General features: G+C 67.7%; 18 protein-coding genes and 1 pseudogene. 3 read left to right on the top strand and 16 right to left on the bottom strand.

All coding sequences use genetic code 11. The features are described from left to right. Positions 1-27: 27 nt before the first annotated feature. A complete protein-coding gene (snpA, locus tag J2N69_RS15305) occupies positions 28-720 on the bottom strand; it encodes a snapalysin (protein ID WP_230901255.1) in 693 nt (230 codons plus the stop codon). A 316-nt stretch (positions 721-1,036) separates the two neighbouring features. Between snpA and J2N69_RS15300 the strand changes: the two genes are divergently transcribed. Continuing rightward, positions 1,037-1,375: an ANTAR domain-containing protein gene (locus J2N69_RS15300; RefSeq protein ID WP_230901254.1), complete on the top strand. Its 339-nt coding sequence runs from the start codon at positions 1,037-1,039 to the stop codon at positions 1,373-1,375. Between the two features lie 117 nt (positions 1,376-1,492). Here the strand turns inward: J2N69_RS15300 and J2N69_RS15295 are convergent, their stop codons facing one another. Beyond that, on the bottom strand, positions 1,493-1,702 hold the full coding sequence (locus J2N69_RS15295; protein ID WP_230901253.1) for a DUF4287 domain-containing protein: 210 nt from the start codon (positions 1,700-1,702) through the stop codon (positions 1,493-1,495). A gap of 123 nt (positions 1,703-1,825) precedes the next feature. Continuing rightward, the gene (locus tag J2N69_RS15290; RefSeq protein WP_230901252.1) at positions 1,826-3,145 is read right to left on the bottom strand and encodes a cytochrome P450; all 1,320 of its coding nucleotides are present in this window, start codon (positions 3,143-3,145) and stop codon (positions 1,826-1,828) included. 265 nt (positions 3,146-3,410) lie between these two features. Between J2N69_RS15290 and J2N69_RS15285 the strand changes: the two genes are divergently transcribed. Further along, positions 3,411-3,908 (top strand): peptidylprolyl isomerase, encoded by a 498-nt coding sequence (locus J2N69_RS15285; RefSeq protein ID WP_230901251.1) that lies wholly within the window; start codon positions 3,411-3,413, stop codon positions 3,906-3,908. A 323-nt stretch (positions 3,909-4,231) separates the two neighbouring features. On the opposite strand, the gene J2N69_RS15280 is transcribed toward J2N69_RS15285, so the two are convergent. The 4 genes from J2N69_RS15280 to J2N69_RS15265 all read right to left on the bottom strand — a co-directional run bounded on the left by J2N69_RS15280 (position 4,232) and on the right by J2N69_RS15265 (position 12,184). Continuing rightward, a complete protein-coding gene (locus J2N69_RS15280; RefSeq protein ID WP_230901250.1) occupies positions 4,232-4,588 on the bottom strand; it encodes a DUF6221 family protein in 357 nt (118 codons plus the stop codon). Positions 4,589-5,332: 744 nt separating this feature from the next. Next, positions 5,333-6,676, bottom strand: coding sequence for a hypothetical protein (locus J2N69_RS15275; protein WP_230901249.1), 1,344 nt, complete (start codon positions 6,674-6,676; stop codon positions 5,333-5,335). Positions 6,677-6,764: 88 nt separating this feature from the next. Continuing rightward, positions 6,765-7,607 carry a hypothetical protein gene (locus tag J2N69_RS15270; RefSeq protein ID WP_230901248.1) on the bottom strand — a complete coding sequence of 281 codons (843 nt, stop codon included), beginning with the start codon at positions 7,605-7,607 and terminating at the stop codon, positions 6,765-6,767. Next, positions 7,604-12,184, bottom strand: a complete 4,581-nt coding sequence (locus J2N69_RS15265; RefSeq protein ID WP_230901247.1) for an AAA domain-containing protein — start codon at positions 12,182-12,184, stop codon at positions 7,604-7,606. The genes J2N69_RS15270 and J2N69_RS15265 overlap by 4 nt, the downstream gene beginning before the upstream one ends. A 536-nt stretch (positions 12,185-12,720) precedes the next feature. Between J2N69_RS15265 and J2N69_RS15260 the strand changes: the two are divergent. Next, positions 12,721-13,973 (top strand): annotated as a pseudogene (locus J2N69_RS15260) (IS256 family transposase). A 48-nt stretch (positions 13,974-14,021) separates the two neighbouring features. Here the strand turns inward: J2N69_RS15260 and J2N69_RS15255 are convergent. The 9 genes from J2N69_RS15255 to J2N69_RS15215 form a co-directional block, all read right to left on the bottom strand. Next, positions 14,022-14,972, bottom strand: coding sequence for a methylenetetrahydrofolate reductase (locus J2N69_RS15255; protein ID WP_230901246.1), 951 nt, complete (start codon positions 14,970-14,972; stop codon positions 14,022-14,024). A gap of 382 nt (positions 14,973-15,354) precedes the next feature. Beyond that, the gene (locus J2N69_RS15250; protein WP_230901245.1) at positions 15,355-15,669 is read right to left on the bottom strand and encodes a DUF6087 family protein; all 315 of its coding nucleotides are present in this window, start codon (positions 15,667-15,669) and stop codon (positions 15,355-15,357) included. Positions 15,670-15,734: 65 nt separating this feature from the next. Beyond that, on the bottom strand, positions 15,735-16,904 hold the full coding sequence (gene tgmC / locus J2N69_RS15245; protein ID WP_230901244.1) for an ATP-grasp peptide maturase system methyltransferase: 1,170 nt from the start codon (positions 16,902-16,904) through the stop codon (positions 15,735-15,737). Further along, complete coding sequence (gene tgmB, locus J2N69_RS15240) at positions 16,901-17,866, bottom strand: ATP-grasp ribosomal peptide maturase (RefSeq protein WP_230901243.1); 966 nt, start codon at positions 17,864-17,866, stop codon at positions 16,901-16,903. The genes tgmC and tgmB overlap by 4 nt, the downstream gene beginning before the upstream one ends. Beyond that, positions 17,866-18,126 (bottom strand): putative ATP-grasp-modified RiPP, encoded by a 261-nt coding sequence (gene tgmA, locus J2N69_RS15235; RefSeq protein WP_230901242.1) that lies wholly within the window; start codon positions 18,124-18,126, stop codon positions 17,866-17,868. Before tgmA ends, tgmB begins: the two co-directional genes overlap by 1 nt. Before the next feature lie 56 nt (positions 18,127-18,182). Then, a complete protein-coding gene (locus J2N69_RS15230) occupies positions 18,183-18,350 on the bottom strand; it encodes a hypothetical protein (protein WP_230901241.1) in 168 nt (55 codons plus the stop codon). Between the two features lie 154 nt (positions 18,351-18,504). After that, positions 18,505-18,747, bottom strand: coding sequence for a hypothetical protein (locus J2N69_RS15225; protein ID WP_230901240.1), 243 nt, complete (start codon positions 18,745-18,747; stop codon positions 18,505-18,507). Beyond that, on the bottom strand, positions 18,740-19,168 hold the full coding sequence (locus J2N69_RS15220) for a DUF6415 family natural product biosynthesis protein (RefSeq protein WP_230901239.1): 429 nt from the start codon (positions 19,166-19,168) through the stop codon (positions 18,740-18,742). Before J2N69_RS15220 ends, J2N69_RS15225 begins: the two co-directional genes overlap by 8 nt. 126 nt (positions 19,169-19,294) lie before the next feature. Next, complete coding sequence (locus J2N69_RS15215) at positions 19,295-19,717, bottom strand: ATP-binding protein (RefSeq protein ID WP_230901238.1); 423 nt, start codon at positions 19,715-19,717, stop codon at positions 19,295-19,297. Between the last annotated feature and the right edge of the window lie 185 nt (positions 19,718-19,902).

Below are 19,902 nucleotides of genomic sequence, written 5' to 3'. Positions count from 1 at the left end.
CGCCGGGCCAGGGGTGGAGGGCCCCGGTCAGCGGATCTTCGTCAGCTCGCCCTCGTCCTTGAGGACGGCGACACCACGGGACCAGATGCTGTCGACCCGCTGCCGTTCCTGCGCGTTGGGCCGCGCGTTGGTGCAGGACGGGCCGGGGCCGCCGCCCGACATCAGCTCGCTGCACGGGCCCGAGTAGTGGTCGGGCAGGCCGAGCACGTGACCCGTCTCGTGGGCCGTCACGCGCAGGGAGTTGTACTGCTGGTTCTGCCGGTAGTCCAGGAAGATGTAGCCGTGCCCGCGCCCGTCGGTGTAGGCGTACGAGCCGCGCGAGTCATTGCCCTCGCGGTACTCGAAGTCGGTGCCGCTGCTCGCCTCCTGGAGCTTGACGTTGCTCACCGAGGAGTTCCAGATCTGCGTGCTCTGCGCTATCTGGCTGCGGAAACTGGGCGCCCGGCTCGTGCTGTAGGTGACGGTGACGGCCTGGATGCCGGGCTTCGCCGCCTGCTTCTTCAGCGCCGACTTCATGACGGCTTCGAAGAACTGCCGGTTGGCGGCCTGGCTCTCGCCGGTGTACGAGGACGAGGAGTACGCCGAGGTGCGGTACGCCGGCGTGGTCTTCTCGGCGGCGGGGGCCGGGGCGGGGGCCGCGAACGCCGTGGGGGCGGTCAGGGCGGCCACGAGCGCGGCGGCGCCGAGGGCGGCGACGGCTCCGGTTCTGGTCCTGTTCATGGGGGTGTGTCCCTTCCGGGATGGAGGCCTGCGGGTGCGGCCTCCGGTCGGGACGAGTATCGGGAGCGCGGGCTCACTTGGACCCGATGCCATTAGGTGATAGCTCAACAACATCAACCATGTTGTGACACAAGGGAGTTGAGGTTACCCGGCGGCCATGGAGGCGGTGCTCGCGCACCCCGTGGCCCTCTCCACCGCGTGCGGCGCCGAAGTCGGGGCAGAGACAGACGTGAAGGAATCGTGGTGCACGCCGAATACGCCGTGGCATTCTGGCGCCGCCCCCCTAGCCATCGGAGGCGATGTGACGTCATCAGACGTGGACGGAACGGCAGCTCAGGACAGACAGGTCCAGCAGGGCGAGAAGGTCGTCGAGCTGCAGCGCAAGGTCATCCAGCTGGAGAAGGCCGTGGAGTCCCACGCCAAGGTGGACCAGGCGATCGGGATCGTCGTGGCGGTGGGGAAGCTCTCCCCCGACGAGGGCTGGACCGTGCTCCGGGAGACCTCCCAGCACACGAACATGAAGCTGAGCCGCATCGCGGACATGGTCGTCGCCTGGGGGTGCGCGGGCGAACTGCCGGAGGACGTGCGCCTGGCCCTGGAGGCCAGCCTCGCCCGCGCGCGGGCGACGTCCGAGTGCGCGGAGCCGACGGCGTGACGGAGGCAGCTCTCCACGCTGCGGTTCCAACGAGGAGAGCCTGTCGCAGGAAGCTCCCGGGCGCCACCTGCGATTGCGGCCCCGAGTACCCGGGGCCGCACCTTCGAACCGTCCGCCTCAAAAGCCGCTTTCGGCCAGGGTGTGGGCGACGATCGCGCTGGCGTGGCCGTGTCCGAGGCCGTGCTCGCTCTTGAGCCAGGCGACCAGCTCCATGTGCCGGGTCAGCGGGGAGCCGCGGACGAGCCGCTGCCATTCCTCGACGGGGCGGCCGTACTTCTTCTCGATGGAGGGGAAGTAGCTCGCCGGACCCTTGACTGCGTTGCTCATGGCACTCGGTTCCTCACGGTCGTACGGGGCCGCCGTACACGGCGCCGTGCAGCGGATCACCCATAGGACGCCGGGGAAGAGCGGAACTCATCGCCCGGAGCCGGAAACCGGCAGTGGCATGCGTCACGTCCCGCGAAGGGGCTCGCGCGGTTCCACGATCATGCGGATGTCGTCGGCGGCCCACAGCACGAACCGTTCCACCGGCGTCACCTCGTGCCCCGGCGCGGGCAGGAACCGGAAGCGCTTGAGCAGCACCGCGAGGATCAGCTCGGCCTCCACCATGGCCAGACCGGCCCCCTCGCAGCCCCGCGGCCCGAGCCCGAAGGGCACGTAGGCGAACCTGGGCCGACCGGCCGCCTCCTCAGGGGTGAACCGCTCGGGGCGGAAGACCCGGGGCTCCGGCCAGTAGGCGGGGTTCATGTGGAGGGCCCAGAACGGATAGAAGACCGTCGTGCCCGCGGGGACCTCGTACCCGCCGAGGACGAGCGGCTCGGTCGTCTCCCGCGCCCCGTACGGGCCGGGCGGGTAGAGCCGCATCGACTCCTTGAGGACCAGCTCCAGATAGGTCAGGCGCCGCAGACCGGCGAAGTCGGGCGCCGCGCGGTCACCGGCCACACGGTCCAGCTCGTCGGCGACGCGGTCGGCCGCCGCCGGATGGAGGCCCAGCAGATGCAGCGTCCAGGAGACGGCGACCCCCGTGGTGTGGTGGGCGGCCAGCAGCGTCACCATGACCGTGTCGCGAATCCGCTCGGGCCGCTCCCCGGCCTCGACGAGCGCGCCGATGAGGTCACTGCGGTCCGCGCGGCCGGCGCCCCGGTGCGCGGCGATCACGTCGTCGACGGCGGCCCGCAGATACGCGAGCGCCTCCGCGGCCCGCGCCCGCGACTCCGGGGTGCCGGGGCCGCCGCCCAGGTACTCCGTCAGGACGGCCTCGAACGCGGCGGTGACCCGCTCCGGGTCCGCCAGCCCGGCGGCGCCCCCGAGCGCGTACTCGCAGATCATCCGCAGCGACAGCGCGGTGAGGTCCTTCTGCAGCGCGATGGGCCCGCTTTCGGCCCGCGCCGCCCAGCGGTCCGCCAGCTCCGTCGCCAGGGCGGTGAAGCGCTCGAAGTGCCGCTCGTGGGAGGGCCGCCCGGCGAACACCGAGAGCAGCAGCCGCCGCCAGGGGCCGTGCTCGGCGGCGTTCAGCACCTGGAGGTTCTCGGCCTCGCAGAGCGGCGCCAGGAACTCGAAGAGCCGCGCGGGCCGCTTGTCGACGTGCGCGGTGGCCTCCAGCAGCACGGGGTCGGCGACGGACACGGCCGTGCCCGCGCCGGGCAGCTGGAACCGTACGACAGGTCCGTACTCGGCGTGCAACAGCAACTGGTAGAGGTGCAGACCCCCCGCCGCGGCGACGGCCCCCACACCCCCGTCGGCCTGCTCCTCGGGCCCGGGTATCCCCATGCCGACGCCTCCTCACCCCGCCCGGCCGGGCGGACGGCTGCACGGATGCACCACCCTGCCAGGCCGACGGCACACGGACCACAGCCCGAGCGCCGCCAACGAAGTTGCCGCTCCCGCGCCGGCTCCCGCCGCCGCTGGGCCGGACGCCGCCGCCGGTCGACGCGGTGGGGGCGTGGGGCTTCGCGTACGGCGATGAGGTGCTGGAAGCGCAGGACGCGGCGGCACGCGCGTCCGACCCGGCGCCGGAAGGTGTCAGGATGAGGTCATGACCATCAAGACCTACTTCGACATCACCATCGACGACGCCCCCGCGGGGCGGATCACCTTCAACCTGTACGACGACGTGGTGCCCAAGACCGCGGAGAACTTCCGCGCGCTGTGCACCGGCGAGAAGGGCTTCGGCTACAAGGGCTCGCCGTTCCACCGCGTGATCCCGGCCTTCATGCTGCAGGGCGGCGACTTCACCAACGGCAACGGCACCGGCGGCAAGAGCATCTACGGCGAGCAGTTCCCCGACGAGAACTTCCAGCGCACCCACGACCGCCCGGGCCTGCTCTCGATGGCCAACCGCGGCCCGAACACCAACGGCTCCCAGTTCTTCGTCACCACCGTCGTGACGCCGTGGCTGGACGGCAAGCACGTGGTGTTCGGCGAGGTGGCCGACGAGGAGTCGATGAAGCTCGTCAAGCGGATCGAGTCCCTCGGCTCGGACAGCGGCCGCACCCGCTCCGCGATCACCGTCGCAGACTGCGGCGTGCTCTGAGCCGTCGCCTGACACGGCAGCGCCGGGCGCCTTCCGTCCTCTGGGGGGCGGGGGGCGCCCGGCGCCATGTGGAGGGCTTGTCTCCCGGTCCGTCCTCGGTCCGCCTGCCCCGGGGCGGGGTGGACAGGGGCCACAGGGGCGGGTCGTCGGTGTCGGCGAGTGCGAGAACGACGGCGGCCGTGTCCCGCGCGTTCTGGGGGGGTGCGGATGGCGGCCCCGACCCGATGCGCGGCGCGGACGGGTACGTAGACGGGGAGCGGCTTCGGCCCAGATTCACCGCGACAGGCGGGTGTGCCCCTGGTCCTCAATCGGATCGACCTCGATCAGCCCCACTCGGGGTGGAAATCGGGGTGATCGGCGTACGCCGTTACGAGTTGCTCGATCACCGGCTGGCGGAAGGTCATCCACTGTTTGATGACCACGCTTCCTGCGAAAGTGTGTTCCCATTCCCCCAGTTCCCACTGAGGCGCGAACACCCACTCCATCAGCCCGCGCTTCGCCTCGACGTCGGAAAGGACCCGGTCCCGTAACCGGGCCATGTCCCCGTTCTTGCTCGGCTTCAGTGCTTTGGCCGCGTTTTCGTCCTCGCGAAGGCGGGCTTTGAGAAATACCACCATGGCATCGAAGTCGTGCCTCATCGTTGCCCCCTTGCCGGTGAACGCTGAGAGGCCATCATCCACTCTCCTCACGGTGCTCCAAGGCTTCTCGCGGAGACACACCACTTACTGCGCGAGAGCACTGACCAGCCTGTAAGGTTCGCCCCTCGGCATGCCCGCGCCGGCCTGGCCTCAAGGTCTCGTGATCGAACTCGTGCGGGCCCGCAAGATCGTGGCCCACCGCCACCGAAGTGTTGAGACACGCCAAGCACGCGGACGATGTCGCTGTGCTCGGGACCGGGACCGAGTGTCGCGGACTGCCGTGCCCGCCGAGGTCCGAATCGGCGTGACCTGTGCGTCCGTCAGCAGGTACAGCGGCGGCGTGGAGTAGCGCGAGGCCGTCCGCCACATGGGCCGGCTGCTCAGGAAGAGGCGTCCCGGTCATCGGTGACCGACGCCGTCGATGCCAGAAGTGGATGCCAAAGGCCCCGGACCAAGATCGGTCCGGGGCCTCTGTGCTGGTGCCCCCGGCAGGATTCGAACCTGCGACACCCGCTTTAGGAGTTTTCCCAGGGCAGCGCTGTGACCTGCACAAATGTAGGGTGCGGCACGCTTGACCTGGGGAATTACCCCTCTGTAGTTCTCACGTGTTCGCGGGGTATCCCGTCCTCATGTGTGCTGAATCCGTTCCGCGTGGGCACCGATCGATGGCATGAAGTCCAAGCCTTGGGTCGATGGTCTGGGTCCCATGTGGGTGCTCGTGAGCCTGTTCCGTGGACCGGATCTGCGCCTATGACGGGCGAGCGCCGCCTGCATACATACCGTGGGCTAATCGCGCAGTAGGCGCATAGCCAGCACGGAGCCGTCCGGATGTATGGAGACGGGGCCGTTCCAGCGTGGTGCCCAGGGGGCGCGTGGCCAGTCGGACCGGCGCGCGTAGATTTCGCGACGGTATTGCTCCACCCTGCCCTCCTCAAGGTGGCGGAAGAGATCCTCCGCCACCCCGGAGAACGCCTCGACTCGCTTCCTGTTAAGCCGGAAGACGTGGTCTGTGCCGACGAAGTCGGTACCGAAGAACCGGTGCCGTGCGTCCTGGACGCTGTCCGTGGCCGCGTGTGTAATGCCTTCGAAGTGCCGTTTTCCTTGCCGTTTCGTCAGATACGGGGCGGTGGCCCTTGCGTCTCCGGCGAACGCGGTAAGACCGGCTGCGGCTGTGCGGGCAAGCGCGTGTTGGAACCACCCGTAGAGGTCGGGACTCACGTGAAAGCCGGGTTCGGGCTGGGCGGGCTTGTCGCCTTGCACGGGGGGCTGGATGCCGGGGTAGACGTTCTCGTCTTCCAACACGTGGTCAAGGACGCGGCCCGGAGCATCCAGCCAACCTCCATCTCCGCCGGCCTCCAGGGCGTGGACCGTCAGGGGGCCGTCGAGTGGGAGCTCTGTACTGAACACCAGACACGGTGTCTCGTCCCATGCTCCGATGTGTACTGCCTCGACGTGGGCGGAGGCCGAAGCGAGCTGGGTGTGGGAGGCGGAGAGCCCGCTGTGGTTGCCCTTGCACGCGATCGGGAAGACGCGAGAGGGCTCGCCGGGCCTCCATACCTCGGCGAAGAACTGCGGTCGGTATCGGTAACCCGACTTCGGGCCGGAGTCCCTGCTGGTCAGGGCCCACCCTGCGCGCAGAGCTGTGTCAGATGGCACGATCGAGACGAAGTGGTTTGGATAGCGCCTGCTCAGGAGTCGTGTAGCGAGAACCAACGCGAAACCCGTGCCGAGTTCTCCCGACTGAAGCGCCTTGTAATAGTCTGCGGTCTCCTTGCCCTCGGTGGAGAGAGCCATGAAGGAGTCCGAGGCCCCGGTCAGAGCCTGGTTGTACTTCAGACAGCCCCAGTGCTCTGCGAGGCCGCGTCCCGCTCCGCGCCGGGCCAAGGTGATTGCCCGTCCCAAGGAGTGCAGCACATCCCAGGGCGTGAATTGCGCGAGTCGGCCGAGATCCTCTGCCGGCATGGGACGCAGTCCAGGCTTCCGACGAAGCCGATCAAGTTCCTTCTCCGCTCGTTGCTTGTCGTCGTCCGCCGCCGCGGCGCCCACATCCCCGGCCAGTTGCAGGGTTGAGTGGACTGCGACGTTCGACGGTTCCGCAAGGTCTCTCAGCACTTCTGCCGTGATTTTCAACCTGCTCCCCCACGTGATCGGATGTGCCTGGATTAAGGGCTGTGGCCCGGCAGAAGCCGGTGCTGCGGCTTGCGCACGTGCCGTGGCTCTATGCGCCGGCTTCGGGCTGGCTGGCCGCGAGGTCGTTGAGAGTGCCGTTCACGACGTACCAGGACACAGTGAGCGTGTCGCGGTCGGGAGTATGCGCCTCGCGGAATTCACGCCGTGGGTGGACGAAATTGCGGTACTCGCGAAGTGTCTGGCTGTAACGCTCCATGTCGATGTCGATCCAGCCTGCTTTGTGACAGATATCGATGAGAGCTTTGAGGCCAATGAAATTCGGGTCTTTGTTGCCCAGCAGGGAGGCGTTGCGTTCATTGATCACCGTGAGCAGAACACCTTCAAGGAGGCTGCCCAGCATGATGATGGCCGCGACGTGGGCGCCGTTGGCGTAACAGGTGCGGGCTTCATCCAGTCGGCGCTGGAGGAGCGCAGCCATCCGCGGTTCACGGATGATCTCGGCCATCGTGGTTTTGAGCTCGACCGGTGCCTGCTGGCCCGGATGTGCCATGGCCGGATCGCAGACAACGATCCTGGGTCGGCCGCCTGGATTTTCCAGGCGGAAACCCTCATGGATGAGGAAGGCGTTGACCGCGTCGACGACGGCTGGGAGGACATCGGGCTCGTCGAAGTACTCACGTGCGTCCGCGAGCCTGACTAGCACCTTCTCCAATTCGGTGGGGCTGTCACGACGAGCTGTGAGGAGCTGTAGGGTCCACTCGCTCCGGTACTCGCCGTCGTAGTCGGGCACATTGCGCCATCCGGCGTTCTCCAGAAACTGGGCGATCTCGAATCCTCTTCGGTAATAGAGGTGGTCGTCGCCGCAAATGACGCGAGCCAGTTCCTTCAAGGTGTTGCCATCAAGCGGGGCCAGAACGGTTTCCTGTGTCATGCAGCGTTGTCCTCCGCGGTGTCCTGGTCGATTCGGTGGTTGGTCTGTTCGTCTCCGATTTCCTCGCCTTCGGAGAGCCCGTCGTCCGAGGAAAGGTCGAGTGGCTTCCATTCGGCATGAGAGCCGTTCGGCCGGGCGGCTGAAGCAGACTGCGCATAATTGGCGGGCCGGATCCCTTGGCGGTCGAGTTCCTCCCACAGACCGTGGAGCGCCGCGTCGGGATCGAAGCGGAATTCACTCTCTCGTACCCGCCAGAATTCCCAGCCCACGCGCTTCAGTTCACGGTCTCGGCGCTGATCGTTCTGGATCTGCTCCCGCGTTGCATGGTGGAAGGCGTCACCGTCGCATTCGACGGCGAGACGGCCGCGAGACCCCACGACCACCAGGTCGATGCGCTTACTGCCGGCAGGGAACTGCGGGACCACGTGGTAGCCCCGCTCCTTGATCTTCAGATACACCTGCTGTTCGAAGAGCGAGTCGAAGGGAGCCCTTCGGACGTCCGGCAGCACCAGTCCGATGTCGTCGGCGGCCTCCAGCCCGGCGGGCGGGTTCTCCATGTAAGCCAGTAGGTTCAGCCGCAGGTCGTGCGGCTTGAGACGGTCCGGCGGGACCGAGTAGAAGAGCCACATCTGATCCTGGGCACGGCTGGCGGCAACGTTGTATGCCTGCTGCTCGCTCTTGTTCCCGCCCGCTGCGCGCGGCGGGTTCGTCACGACCATGGACAGCAGGATGACGTGGCGTTCGTCGCCCTGGAACGAGGCCGCATTGCCGACGCGAATCCGGTGCCGCTCGCGCACGGTGGCCGGCAGCCGCTGCTCGATGAGGGTCTCCAGGAGTTTGATCTGCCCGAAGCCCTGGAGCACGATCACACCCATGGTCTTGTCCTGGTAGGCGGGGTCCTCGGCTAGGCGGGCCAGGCAGTCGACGATTGCCTCGGCCTCCTTGGGGTTGTGGACACGGCTCTCGCGGCCCACGACCACGGCGCTCTCGACGAAGTGGGTACGCAACGGGTCCAGCCGTTCGGCGCCGTACTGACGCAGGGGCACCAGTTTGTTGTTGTAGAAGGTGCTGGAAGACCAGTTGATGATCTCGGGCACACAGCGGAAGTGCTCCGCGAGGCGGATCACCTGTGGGAAGAAGGTGGACAGCAACTGATACAGGTTGGTGTGCGGCGTGTACAGCTGGCGCAGTCGGCTGGGCATGTCCGGCAGATGGGCGGCCAGCTTGTCCTGGATGGCCTGGTGGCGGCCGTTGCGGGTGAGGGCGGGCGCGCACTGTTTGTCGTCACCGACGACGATCACGCGAGGAGCCAGCCACAAGAGGAACAGCGCGTCCATACCCGCCTGACTGGCCTCGTCCACGATGACGACGTCGAAGGCGTCCCGCCTCGCCTGCACCATCTCGGCGACCTGAGGGATGGGCATGACCCACGCAGGCACCGCGTCCTGGGCCACGGACATCGCATCGCGTGCGGCAGCTTTGAAGAGGCCCGTGTTCTTCCCCTTACCCTTGCCGAGGGACGTCATGTGCGTCCGATACGCCTGGAGCGCCGAGCGCTGTTCCTGGGTCATCCGCTCAAGGCAATGCAGCCGTCCCCAAGCTGCGGCGAGTTCACCGGTCAACTGTTCCAGCCGGTCTTCGTGCTCGCTCAGGTCGCCTTCGAGCTTGCGCTCCAGGCCCGGCGTGCGCTGCTTCTCCAGGAATTGTGAAGCCTTCGCCCACGCCCAAGCCCGCTCCAGGGAGCCCAGCCGCTTTTCCCAGCAGGGGTCGTCGGCGCTGTCGACGAGGCGGCCCGCAAGCAGGGAGTGGCCGGCGCGTAGAGCGCCCAGCAGCTCGGCGCACCGACGTGTGCGGTGCTCCCGCCGGTGCGCGGCGACCAGTGCCTCCAGAGCCTGGGCATAAGCCTCCACGTCCTGGTCACGGAGAGCCTGTACCAGTGCCATGGACTCCGTAGCAGGCTGTGTACCGTTGACGGGGGTACGCAGGAGTTCGTCCCAGGCGGCCAGCTGCGCGACCGCCTCGTCGGCGGCCCGTCGGCCACGGAGCGCGGCAACACCTGCGTTGAAGTCCTGCCATGCCCGGCGGGAGGCGATCGTCAGTCGTATGCCGTGACGTACGAGAAGCGCGTCGACGCGGTCCCGGACCGAAGCAAATGCCTGTACGTGCTCAAGGCGCTCGGCGCGTGCGGTCAGTTCGGCCAGTCGCACCTCAACGTCCCCCTGCGGGACAGCAGCATTCACCTGCTTCCAGCGCGTGGCTGCGACGGCGAGCAGGGCATGAGCCCGGAGGTGGGCCAGCACGGCGTCCAGGTCCTCGATGGTCTGCGGCGCATGGCCGTTTACTGTGCAGGAGTCCAGCAACTCTCGGGCGTTCTTCTGCACCTTGCTCGGGAATCGGGGGCGCAGGGTCTTGCCCGTAGCCAGGTGGTCTCGGAGCGCGGTGCCGACGGTTGTCAGTTGGCTTGCCTTCTGGGCGGTCAAGTCCTCGGGCACGGTCACCAGGCGCAGACCAAGCGCATCCACGTCCCGCGCGACCGCGCGGATGTCGTCGGTGACGGCTGCCACACGCTGCCATAGTCCGAGGTCGGAGCGGGCGAGCCGATCTGTCAGCGCCCGGGTAATCCAGGAACCGGGATCCCAGCGTGTGGCGTCGGCAGCCACCCCGAGGTGATGGAGGGCCGTCTCGCAGGCATCGAGCAGCGAGGCCAGTTCGGAGGTTACAGAGACGTCGAGATGGGCGAGTGCGTTCCGGATGTCGACAGCCTCCGCGGACAGGCCCTCGTCGCTGAGGCGGCAGGCCGCGAAGACGTCCCCGATGTACCGGGGGGAAGGGAGCTCGTCAGGGACGGGAAGGACCCCTCCCGCACGCGGTTCACCCGCACCGTTTCGCAGCAGGACGAGCAGTTCATGGGCCTGCTCGGAGGCCAGCGGAGGAACGTCCTCGGCGGTTTCGGGGAGACAACCGATCCATCCGAATTCCTTGGCACCGGCCTGGACCCGCTCCACGATCTCGGCGAGCGTTCCTGCGTAACCCGGTGCCACACTCCGATGCCGGTATTCAGCCTCCCGGAGCGAGATCACCTCCTCCGTGAGAGTTTCGATCCGACCCCGCACCTCGTCCCGTTCGCCGGTGAGGCGGCGGATTTCGGCGCGTAGTTCACCGGGATCGCTGGTGGCCACCTGGTCGGTGAGCGCGTTGATGGTGCGCTCCAGTTCACCCTCGCCAGCGCCGCGAGTGGAGCTCAGCAGCAGGACGCACAAATCCCTCACGGGCACTGGAAGTTTGTCCCGCAACACGGTCAGTGGCTGCTCGCGCGCGCTTGTGACGAGTACCCGCTGTCCCTGCGCGAGCAGCGCTGAGACAAGGTTGGCGATCGTGTGGGTCTTGCCCGTACCCGGCGGCCCCTGAACCACCACGCCCGTGTCATGCTCCAGGCGCCCCAGCACACTGCGCTGCTGAGCGTTCGTCTTGCCAGGGAAGAGCGGATCGTCACCGAAGAGAGGCGCCCTCTGGCTCCCATCCCAGGTGGAACGGTCGGCGGTCTCGATCGTCATGGCCATCTGAGCGAGGCCGAGCGGTGCCCGGCCCTCTGAGGCCACCGCCTCAGCGATCTGATCGTAGAACCGAAGCAGGGAGTTGAGGTTGCGGGGACGCATGACTAGGGCGGGCGCATAGGTGAGACGCGCCCCCGACTCGGGTACGCGGGGTGGCTCCCACGCCGCGCTGAAGCCCATGAGACGTGTGGTCGCCCGCTCCTGCCACTGCGCCAACTGCTCCAGGGCTTCGGGCCCGAGCGGGTCCATCCTGCGAGCGGTGATCTCTTCAGAGAGAGCAGCCCCGCGCTCGCGTACCCATCCGTCGTCGCTGTCCAAGAAGTCCTGGTCTTCGAGACGCAGGGCGCTCTCCGATGACAGTCTGACCGTCAGGCGCGCCGTATGCCGGTCGACCGATGTCTCCACCCGATGGGTGAATAGATGGCGGTGTACGACGTCCCCGTCCCGGTCGAGCCAGGTCAAGAGACCAATGCCGAGGACGAGCTCCGTCTGGTCGTCCTCCCGGGTCAGCTTCTGATGCCATGCGTACATCCGGTCGTAGAGCTCACGGAGCGGTCGTTCCGTGCGCTCCCGCGCCGCCCACCGGCGCCAGCGATCCAGCCATGTGCCGTAGGCCCGCAGGACGTCACCGGCCTCCTCGCGGCGGATGGCGCCTTCCTCCGCCGGCCGCTCCTTCGTGTCTGCGACGTGCACCAGCTCGGCCCCCGGTCCCTCCTCTGCAAGGGGCGGATCACCTCCGTCGGGATCCATGCAGCGCGTCGGCTCGACCCAGCCGTCGAGCGAGTCGGGTAGATCGGGTGGTGCACTCTGCGGAACGTGGTCGAGCGTCAGCAGCACGCCGTCAGGTCGCGGTGCCGGCCTGTGGACAGGATCCGGCAGCTTGGCCAGCCAGAGGTGTTCGCGGCTGCGGTCGTCACGCTGTCGCTGGTGGCTGCTGTGGACCATGTCGCGCAGGAAGTTGACAAGCCCTGCTGTTTGCCCGATGACGTCGGGATCACTCGCGTGGCGTCGCGGGTCCTTCACCGTTCTCCTCTCGGCCGCAGACGAACGTTTCAGGATGAGGGTCAGTCAGGGGCGCAACAACGAGCTCCGGGCAACATGACCGGATCTGTTTCACAGCTTCGGCACCGTGCACATGCTGAATGGGCTGGTTGCGGACGTGCCGAACGGTTCGGCGGGAGTACGCTCCGCAGCGCTCCCGTTAGGTGCCTCTGTGCAGGTCAGAAGAGGAGAGGAGGGCTGCCCGGGACATACCGGCACCTACTCGTCCGTGAAGTGCCACTGCATGCGAAACGGAGAGGGCAGCCCGCAACAAACGATGGCCGGTTATAGCGCAACCCGGACGTCCGCCCTGACAGTCGAGTCCTGAAGTTGCCCACGTCATGGGGAACTGAGATCGCCGGCACTCTTGGGAACAAGGTCAGTCTCAAGGGAGCAATGCTCAGGACTTGTGGATCGGCTTCTCTGGAGGACGCACGAAGGGCGTACCTTCCCGAGTGAGTGATCGTCAAGTCACCGAGTAGGCCCGCGCTGCGAACCCGGGTCGGGAAGGCACGCCCGTGCTCAGCGTAGTCAACGAAGACGGCACCACCGAGGCCGGTTCCCTGATTGACGAGATCGTCCGGGAGGGCGCGAGGCGGATGCTAGCCGCCGCACTGGAGGCGGAAGTTGAAAGTACATAGCCGAGCTCGCCGGGCAGCGGGACGAGGCCGGTCGCCGACTGGTGGTCCGTAACGGCCGGCACCGTCCCCGAACGGTGACCACGGCCGCCGGGCCCGTCGAGGTCGCCGCCCCGCGTGTGAACGACAAGCGCGTCGACGAGGCCACCGGTGAGCGCAAGCGGTTCTCCTCGAAGATCCTCCCGCCGTGGTGCCGAAAGTCCCCGAAGGTCAGCGAAGTCCTGCCGCTGCTCTACCTCCACGGCCTGTCCTCCGGCGACTTCGTGCCCGCAATGGAACAGTTCCTGGGTTCTTCGGCCGGCCTGTCGCCAGCCACCGTGACGCGGCTGACGAAGCAGTGGACCGCTGACCACGCCGAGTTCCAGCGCCGTGACCTGGCCGAACCCGACTACGTCTACGTCTGGGCCGACGGCGTCCACCCCAAGATCCGCCTGTCCGAGACGCACTCCTGCCTCCTGGTCCTGATGGGCGTCCGCGTCGACGGCACCAAGGAACTGATCGCGATCGCCGAGGGGTTGCGCGAGTCCACCGAGTCCTGGGCCGACCTGCTGCGGGACTGCCGCCGACGCGGCATGCGCGACCCGATGCTCATGGTCGGTGACGGCGCGATGGGCCTGTGGCGGGCACTGGCGGAGGTGTTTCCGCAGGCCAGGCACCAGAGGTGTTGGGTTCACAAGACCCGCAATGTCATGAACGCGTTGCCGAGGTCCGCGCAGCCCGGCGCGAAGAAGGCGCTCCAGGAGATCTACAACGCTGAGGGCCGCACGCACGCGGACAAGGCGGTCAAGGCGTTCGAGAAGACGTACGGGGCGAAGTGGCCCAAGGCCGTCAAGAAGATCACCGGCGGGGTCGACGAGCTGCTGGCGTTCTACGACTTCCCCGCGGAGCATTGGGTCCATCTGCGCACGACAAATCCGATTGAATCGACTTTCAGCACGGTCAAGCTTCGAACCAAGGTCACCCGCGGGGCCGGCAGCCCGGCCGCTGCCCTCGCGATGGTCTTCAAGCTCGTCGAGTCCGCCCAGGCCCGATGGCGCGCGGTCAACGCGCCTCACCTGGTCTCCCTGGTCCGTGTCGGAGCCCGCTTCGAGAAGGGAGTCCTCGTCGAGCGCGAGGGGGTCTCAGCAGCCTGAGCTACGTCATGATCAGAGGACTTGGCACCTGCACGTTCATGGCCGGCCTCATACGGATGGTCGACCGCGCCCGAGCAGTCCGCTCACCTCGCCGGCGAGGGCGACCGAGGCATCGATCTCGACTTTGCGGATCGATACGCTCTCTACGAGGAAGCCGAACGGCATGCCGAGCCTGCGGCAGAAGGCGACCAGGTCACGGGCGTTGGCCAAGCAGTGCTCGTACGACTCGGCCAGGGTGTCGTCGGCGTGGAGCAGCGAGTTCTCAATCCAGCGTGGCACGTCGACTCCGAGCCATTTGAGGAACGTCAGCGTCTTCACCGAGCCGCATACCGAGAGCGTGAACACGACGGGCTTGAGTGTGAGCCGCCGCTCGCGGCAGGCGTAGTAGTAGTCGGAGACCATGCTCTTCACCGCGTCGGCGTTGTAGACGACCTGCGAGATGAAGTACGCGCATCCCGCCTCCTGCTTGGCGAGCAGCCGCAGATGCTCGTCGGGCCGCTCGGTGATGGCGACGCCGCCGAGCAGCAGCTCCGGGCGGACGTCGCGGCGCAGGGCCTGCGCCTCGGACAGGCGGGTCCGCACCGTCTTGTCTTTCGAGGCCGCACCGACGAAGACGCTGAGCACTCGGTCCGTGTCGGCCATCTGCAGCCAAGTCCGCAGCTCCGCCTCGGGGTACTTGCCGACGCACCGGTAGATAACCGCAGGGCGGTTCCACTCGCCGAGGTATTCCGCGTGGTAGGCGGCGGGGTCCATGGTCGGCAGGTACGGAAACGGCCGCTCCGCAGGATTGCGGTCGCTCTCGTCGTCGATGTCGTAGAGCGCCAGACCGTCCAGGTCGAGGAAGTCCAACCGTGCCAACGTGGCCGCGGTGATCTCCCGTATCCGCTCCGGAGCGGTGCTCAGACGCGGCGGCGTGATGCCGAACAGCAGGATGCCGCTCTCGGCGTCGGCGTTGGTCACCAGCGTCCGGAGAGCCGTGCTGTCTCTGTGGTCGATCATGTCGCGGAAGCTACCAGCTCATTCACCAGGCAGCAGGCGAACGCCACTCTGTGAGACCGGATTCGACCGCTCTTGCCCGAGGGAACCAAAACAAGGCTCCGGTGGAACGACCGCGTTGATCAGATCCACAGGATTTGACAATAACTCGTCTCAAGGTTGGCCCGACGGTAGAGCAGGTTGCCGTGTTCCGGGCGAAAAGCCCCCTGGTCAGTGGGTTGACGCGTGTGTTGCCACTACTCCTCTGTAGTTCTCACATGTTCGCGGGGTTTCCCGTCCTCAGGTGTGCTGAATCCGTTCCCTGGGCCAGTTGCCTGACGGGCATCAACTGTTCCGGTGGCCTGACGCCGGACGTCTATCCTGACGAACCGCAGCGGCTTTGAGGTCAGTGGTTGTCGGATCGCGGCGCTTGGGGCTTGCGGTGCTTGCCGGTTCCTGGGCCGAGAGGGTTGGGCGCCGGCCCCGGAGCGGGGGAGCTTTCCGCAGTGTCCGGGTGGAGGATGCGCTGTGCTTCTGCCAGGTTCGACGCAATGGTGTGCAGCTCCCACGCATGGCCGTTCCACCTCTCGATGGCGCGGGGCGCATCGGGATTCACGTGGCAGCCCTTCGGCCCTTCGCTGCTGGTGACCGGCGTGGCGCGCAGTCGGCCGATCTTCGCGTCACGGCGCTCCGCCCAGTTGGACAGCGGCTCGTCGTCCATCGCGCTTCCCTACGACTCGGCGGTTGCTCTCTCAGGAGGGTAGCGGCCCCCGCCAGCCCCGACGGTCAGGCGAGGAGGTGCTGCCAGCGCAGTGCTGGGGTGTCGCCGATCCAGTACGTGTGGGCCTTGGCAGTGATGTGGAGCTGTACGGCGGTGATGTCGGGGCTTCCCGCGTCCTGCCATGCGGTGAGCGCCTGCTCGATGTCGTCCCACAGGGCCAAGGGGCCACCTTGCCTGACGGTCCAGTTGTCACCGTCAGAGGTGAACTCGGCGAAGGCCTCGCGCTCCGGATCGAAGACGTACAGGAGCTGGGCGCCATCGCTCGTCGTTGCGCGGACGAACTGTGCGCCGGGAGCAGCGAGCTGCGCGAGGAAGGCGGGCATCCACTCTTCCAGCATGGAGGGCGCCACCTTCGCCTCCCGGACACTGTCGGCGTAGGCGGTGCGGGCGGACAGGTCGCCGGTGACAGGCACGACGGCTTGGGAGCGTGCCTGCATGAACGAGGAGCGGCCGATGAGCCGGCCCTCGGCGGTGCCGTCCTCGCCGACGGTGACCTTCGCGAGGCCGGTGCCGTAGGACCATGCGCCGCCGACGGTGGCCAGGATGGTTCCCCTGGGCTTGGTCTGCCTGATCCACGTGTAGGGGATACGGCGGACGGCGCAGGTGGCGATCACTCGGTCGTACGGAGCGCGGCGCGGGTGTCCGAGCAGCCCGTCTCCGGTCACAGTCCAGGTCGAGAACCCGGCCGTTTCCAGGGCGGCGTCCGCGCGGGCGGCCACTTCCGGGTCCACCTCGACGGTCGTGACGTTGTCTTCGCCGAGGCGGTGGCACATCAGCGCGGAGGAGTATCCGGTGCCTGTGCCGATCTCCAGGACGCGGTGTCCGTCCTCCACGTCGAGCTGCTCGATCATGTCGACGACGGTGACTGGGGTGGTGGAGGAGGAGGTGGGCGAGCCCGCCACGAGATCAGTGGTCTGGTCGGCGGTCAGGTGTCCGTCGAGCTGGGTGGTCAGGGACTGGTCGCTGTAGGCGATCTGTGCCCACTCCGCGGGGTCGGCTCCTACAGCGGTGACCGGCCGCCATCGGCCGCCGTCCACGGGAAGGAAAACTCCGGGGTTCAGGAAGAGCTCGCGGGGTACTGCCTCAACCGCAGCTCGCCACTGGGGTGTCTTGAGGACGCCGGCCTTTTCCAGCCGGTCGGCCAGGGCACGCCGCTCGGGCGCGGTATCGGTCATGGGGATTCTCCTCGTGTCAGCAGGTCAGCGAATGCGGCGGACATCTTGAGTCCGGTGTGCTCCTCCAGCCACCCCCATTGGCCGTTCGGATTCAGCTCCAGCCACCAGTAGTCACCCGCCCGGTCCACGGCGAGGTCAAAGCTTCCGGACACCAGCCCGAAGTGGTTTAGGTAGGCAAGGAGTGCCTCGGTCACGCGGTCGGGCAGGTCTACCACGGTGTAGGAGAGGGCGGAGTAGTCCTTGCGCCAGTCCAGCAGGCCGGAGTCGATCCGTACGGCGAACACCTGCCGGCCCACCACGAGCACTCGCACGTCGGAGACCTTGTCCACGCGGGCCTGGAACAGGTGCGGCGTCACGCGGACGCTGTCGTCGATCTCGGCGGCCGTGACCGGTTCCGCCCAGCCGGTCACCGGAACCCCGTCTCGCTCGTACGGGGTCCACCGCAGCGTCTTGTAGATCACCTGCCCGTGGGCCGTGATGAATGCGCGTGCCTCGACCGGATCGTTGGTCACGAGCGTCGGCGGAACCATAAGACCGAGGCGCTGTGCGAGGGCGAGCTGAGCGGGCTTGTAGTCGGCGGCTGCGTTGCGGAGTGGATGGTTGACCCAAAGCGGACCGTCGAGGGCGTACAGCGTGCCTCCCAGCCCGTAGCGCACCTGAGCAGCCGCGAAACGGGCATCGTCGTCGCCGAGGTGCGGGAATGCGGGCCAGACGGGGCGGCGCCAGTACACCGCCCTTAATTGGGCCAGGTCGGTGGTTCTCGACGGGGTACGGACCTGCCCGGCCACGGGGGCCGGGCAGGTGCCGAACCGAGCCGAGACCGTCAGGTCCCCGCCGATGTCGGCGGGATTGAACCTGACCACCGGCACACTTCGCCGGTTGAGTTCGGTGATCACCATGTCGGCGGTGATGTCGTCCGCCTCGGTAACCACCAGGACCGGCCTCTTCTCGGTCGCGTTCATCAGTCCTGCTGGCTGTCCTGGTCGTGGCCCTGGTCGGGCGCGGAGTCGGAGTTCGTGGTCGTGGAGGTCTCGGTGCCGGAGCTGGTGCCGTGCCTGCCCATCTCGACCACCTGGCCGAGACGGTCGCGGTAGACGCCGGTCTGCGTGCCCGGGTCGATGGCGACTGTGGCGTGCGGGCGACGAACGGTGGTCGGGTACGGCGCGAGGCGGCCAGCCCCCCAGGGGCGTGCGGGGATGAGCTGCTCAGCGGAAGTGGTCACGAAGGCTCCTCAGAGTCGGTTTGAGCGGACCGATGGGGTGGACGCTGTCGGTGCGGTTACGCGAGCAGCACCGCGTACGCGCCGAGCGGCTCGGCGATGTCACTGTCGCCGTGGTTGGCCTGGTCGTCGGCGACGCCGGTTTCACCCGGCCCCTCGGCGATCTCGACGTCGCTCTCGACGACGTCGGGCCTTTCCGTCTCGGTCGTCTCGGTGATCGCGGGCATTGTGTGCCCCCTTCTTTCGTCGTTCCCGAGCCCGGCTGGGCTCGGGGGTGCCCGTCCGTCCGTCACTACGAAGCGGGCATCCGCCACCGGTGGGCTGCCGGCCGTGATGGGTACCGGCGCCCCGGGAAGTCCCCGCCGGTGGCGGAAGTCGTCGTTATTCCGGGAGGAAGACGCCGAGGGTCAGTGCCACGAGCACGCCCATCACGGCCAGATAGGTGTAGAGGGTGCGGACCATGGTCGGGTTGTGCTCGCGCATGACCTTCAGGGCGGCGAACCCAGACATGCCTTCGGCCTGTGCCCGGAACCCGAAGGCGGAAATCCGCAGGTACGTGCGTTCGGTCGGCATGTCGGCGCAGCCCATCTGCTCGACCATGGCGTCGACGGCCTTCCTAGGCACCGAGCGGCTCCTTCGAGTCCGCCGGGGAGGCTTTCCAGCCCTCACGGGTCAACAGGGCCAGGAGGTCACGAGCCGTCTGGGCCGCGTGCCTGGCGCTCTTCCGGGACGGCCGGCACTCCTCGGTGGCCACGGCTCGCGCCCGGCTCACCATCTCGCGGACGACGGCCCGGCCCGTGTCCAACTGCGCCTCCGCCTCCTGTGCGAGGGTGGCAAGGTAGCCCTGAAGCGTGAGGACGGTCGCGTCGAGCTCGCCATCCTGCGCCTTGTCCAGGTGGCTGCTGAGCACGTAGTCCGCCGTCTGCTGGATGGCCTCGGCCGTGATGGGCACTGGCTCGCTGCCCCGCTCCTGGACCTGCTGGCGCCGCATCGCGTCGAGAAACCGCAGGAGGAGGTCGGTGTCCGGCTGGACCTCCTCCGACACGGCGAATCCGCGCTCCGGAAGGGCATGCCCCCACGAAGAGCCGGACTCACGGCGGTCGACGGACCCGGAAAGCGAGGCCGCGGGGAACGATGGAGAAGGACACCCGCCGCTTGGCGTGCCTGGCCATCAAGCGCTCCCCTCGGCGCGGAGCTCGGCCCAGACGACCTTGCCCCAGGCGCGGTAGTCGACGCCCCAGTCGTCCGCCACGCTGTCAACGAGGAGCAGGCCACGGCCGGCCTCTTCATCCACGCTCGGCGTTGCGGCGGCAGGCTTGGTCCGAGACTTGTCGGATACGGCTACCCGGACTCGGTCTTCTGTGGGGCGTTCCACGCTGACGCGCACGCTGTGGCAATGACTGTGCTGCACAGCGTTGGCCACCAGCTCGGAAACGATGAGCTGCCCGTCATCGATCAGGTGGCTCAGTTGCCACGTGTTCAGGGCGGCGCAAACTAGCTGTCGAGCTTGGCTCGCGGATTTCGCCTTACACGGCAGCGTCTCGTTGTAGCCAGGGGAGCCGGTGGCGTTGGGCTTGGTCGCGATCACGGTCACGAGGTCTTCCCTCCGGGGATGGTGGAGCAGCCGACCCCTCGGGGGCGGGGTCGGTGACTCTCCTCCGTATCGCCGGGCGGGAGTGCCGCGTGAGGGCCGGCCTGCCTGGCGACTCGGACCAGTCAACGACCGAGGGACGCTGAGAAACAGGAAGGGCTGTATTGCCTTCAGGCAGCACCGACCGG

Origin of the sequence: Streptomyces huasconensis (assembly GCF_021028635.1) — a bacterium.
Taxonomy (GTDB): domain Bacteria; phylum Actinomycetota; class Actinomycetes; order Streptomycetales; family Streptomycetaceae; genus Streptomyces; species Streptomyces huasconensis.
Note: the sequence above shows the minus strand (reverse complement) of the source record. Positions and strands in the feature narration are given on the sequence as shown.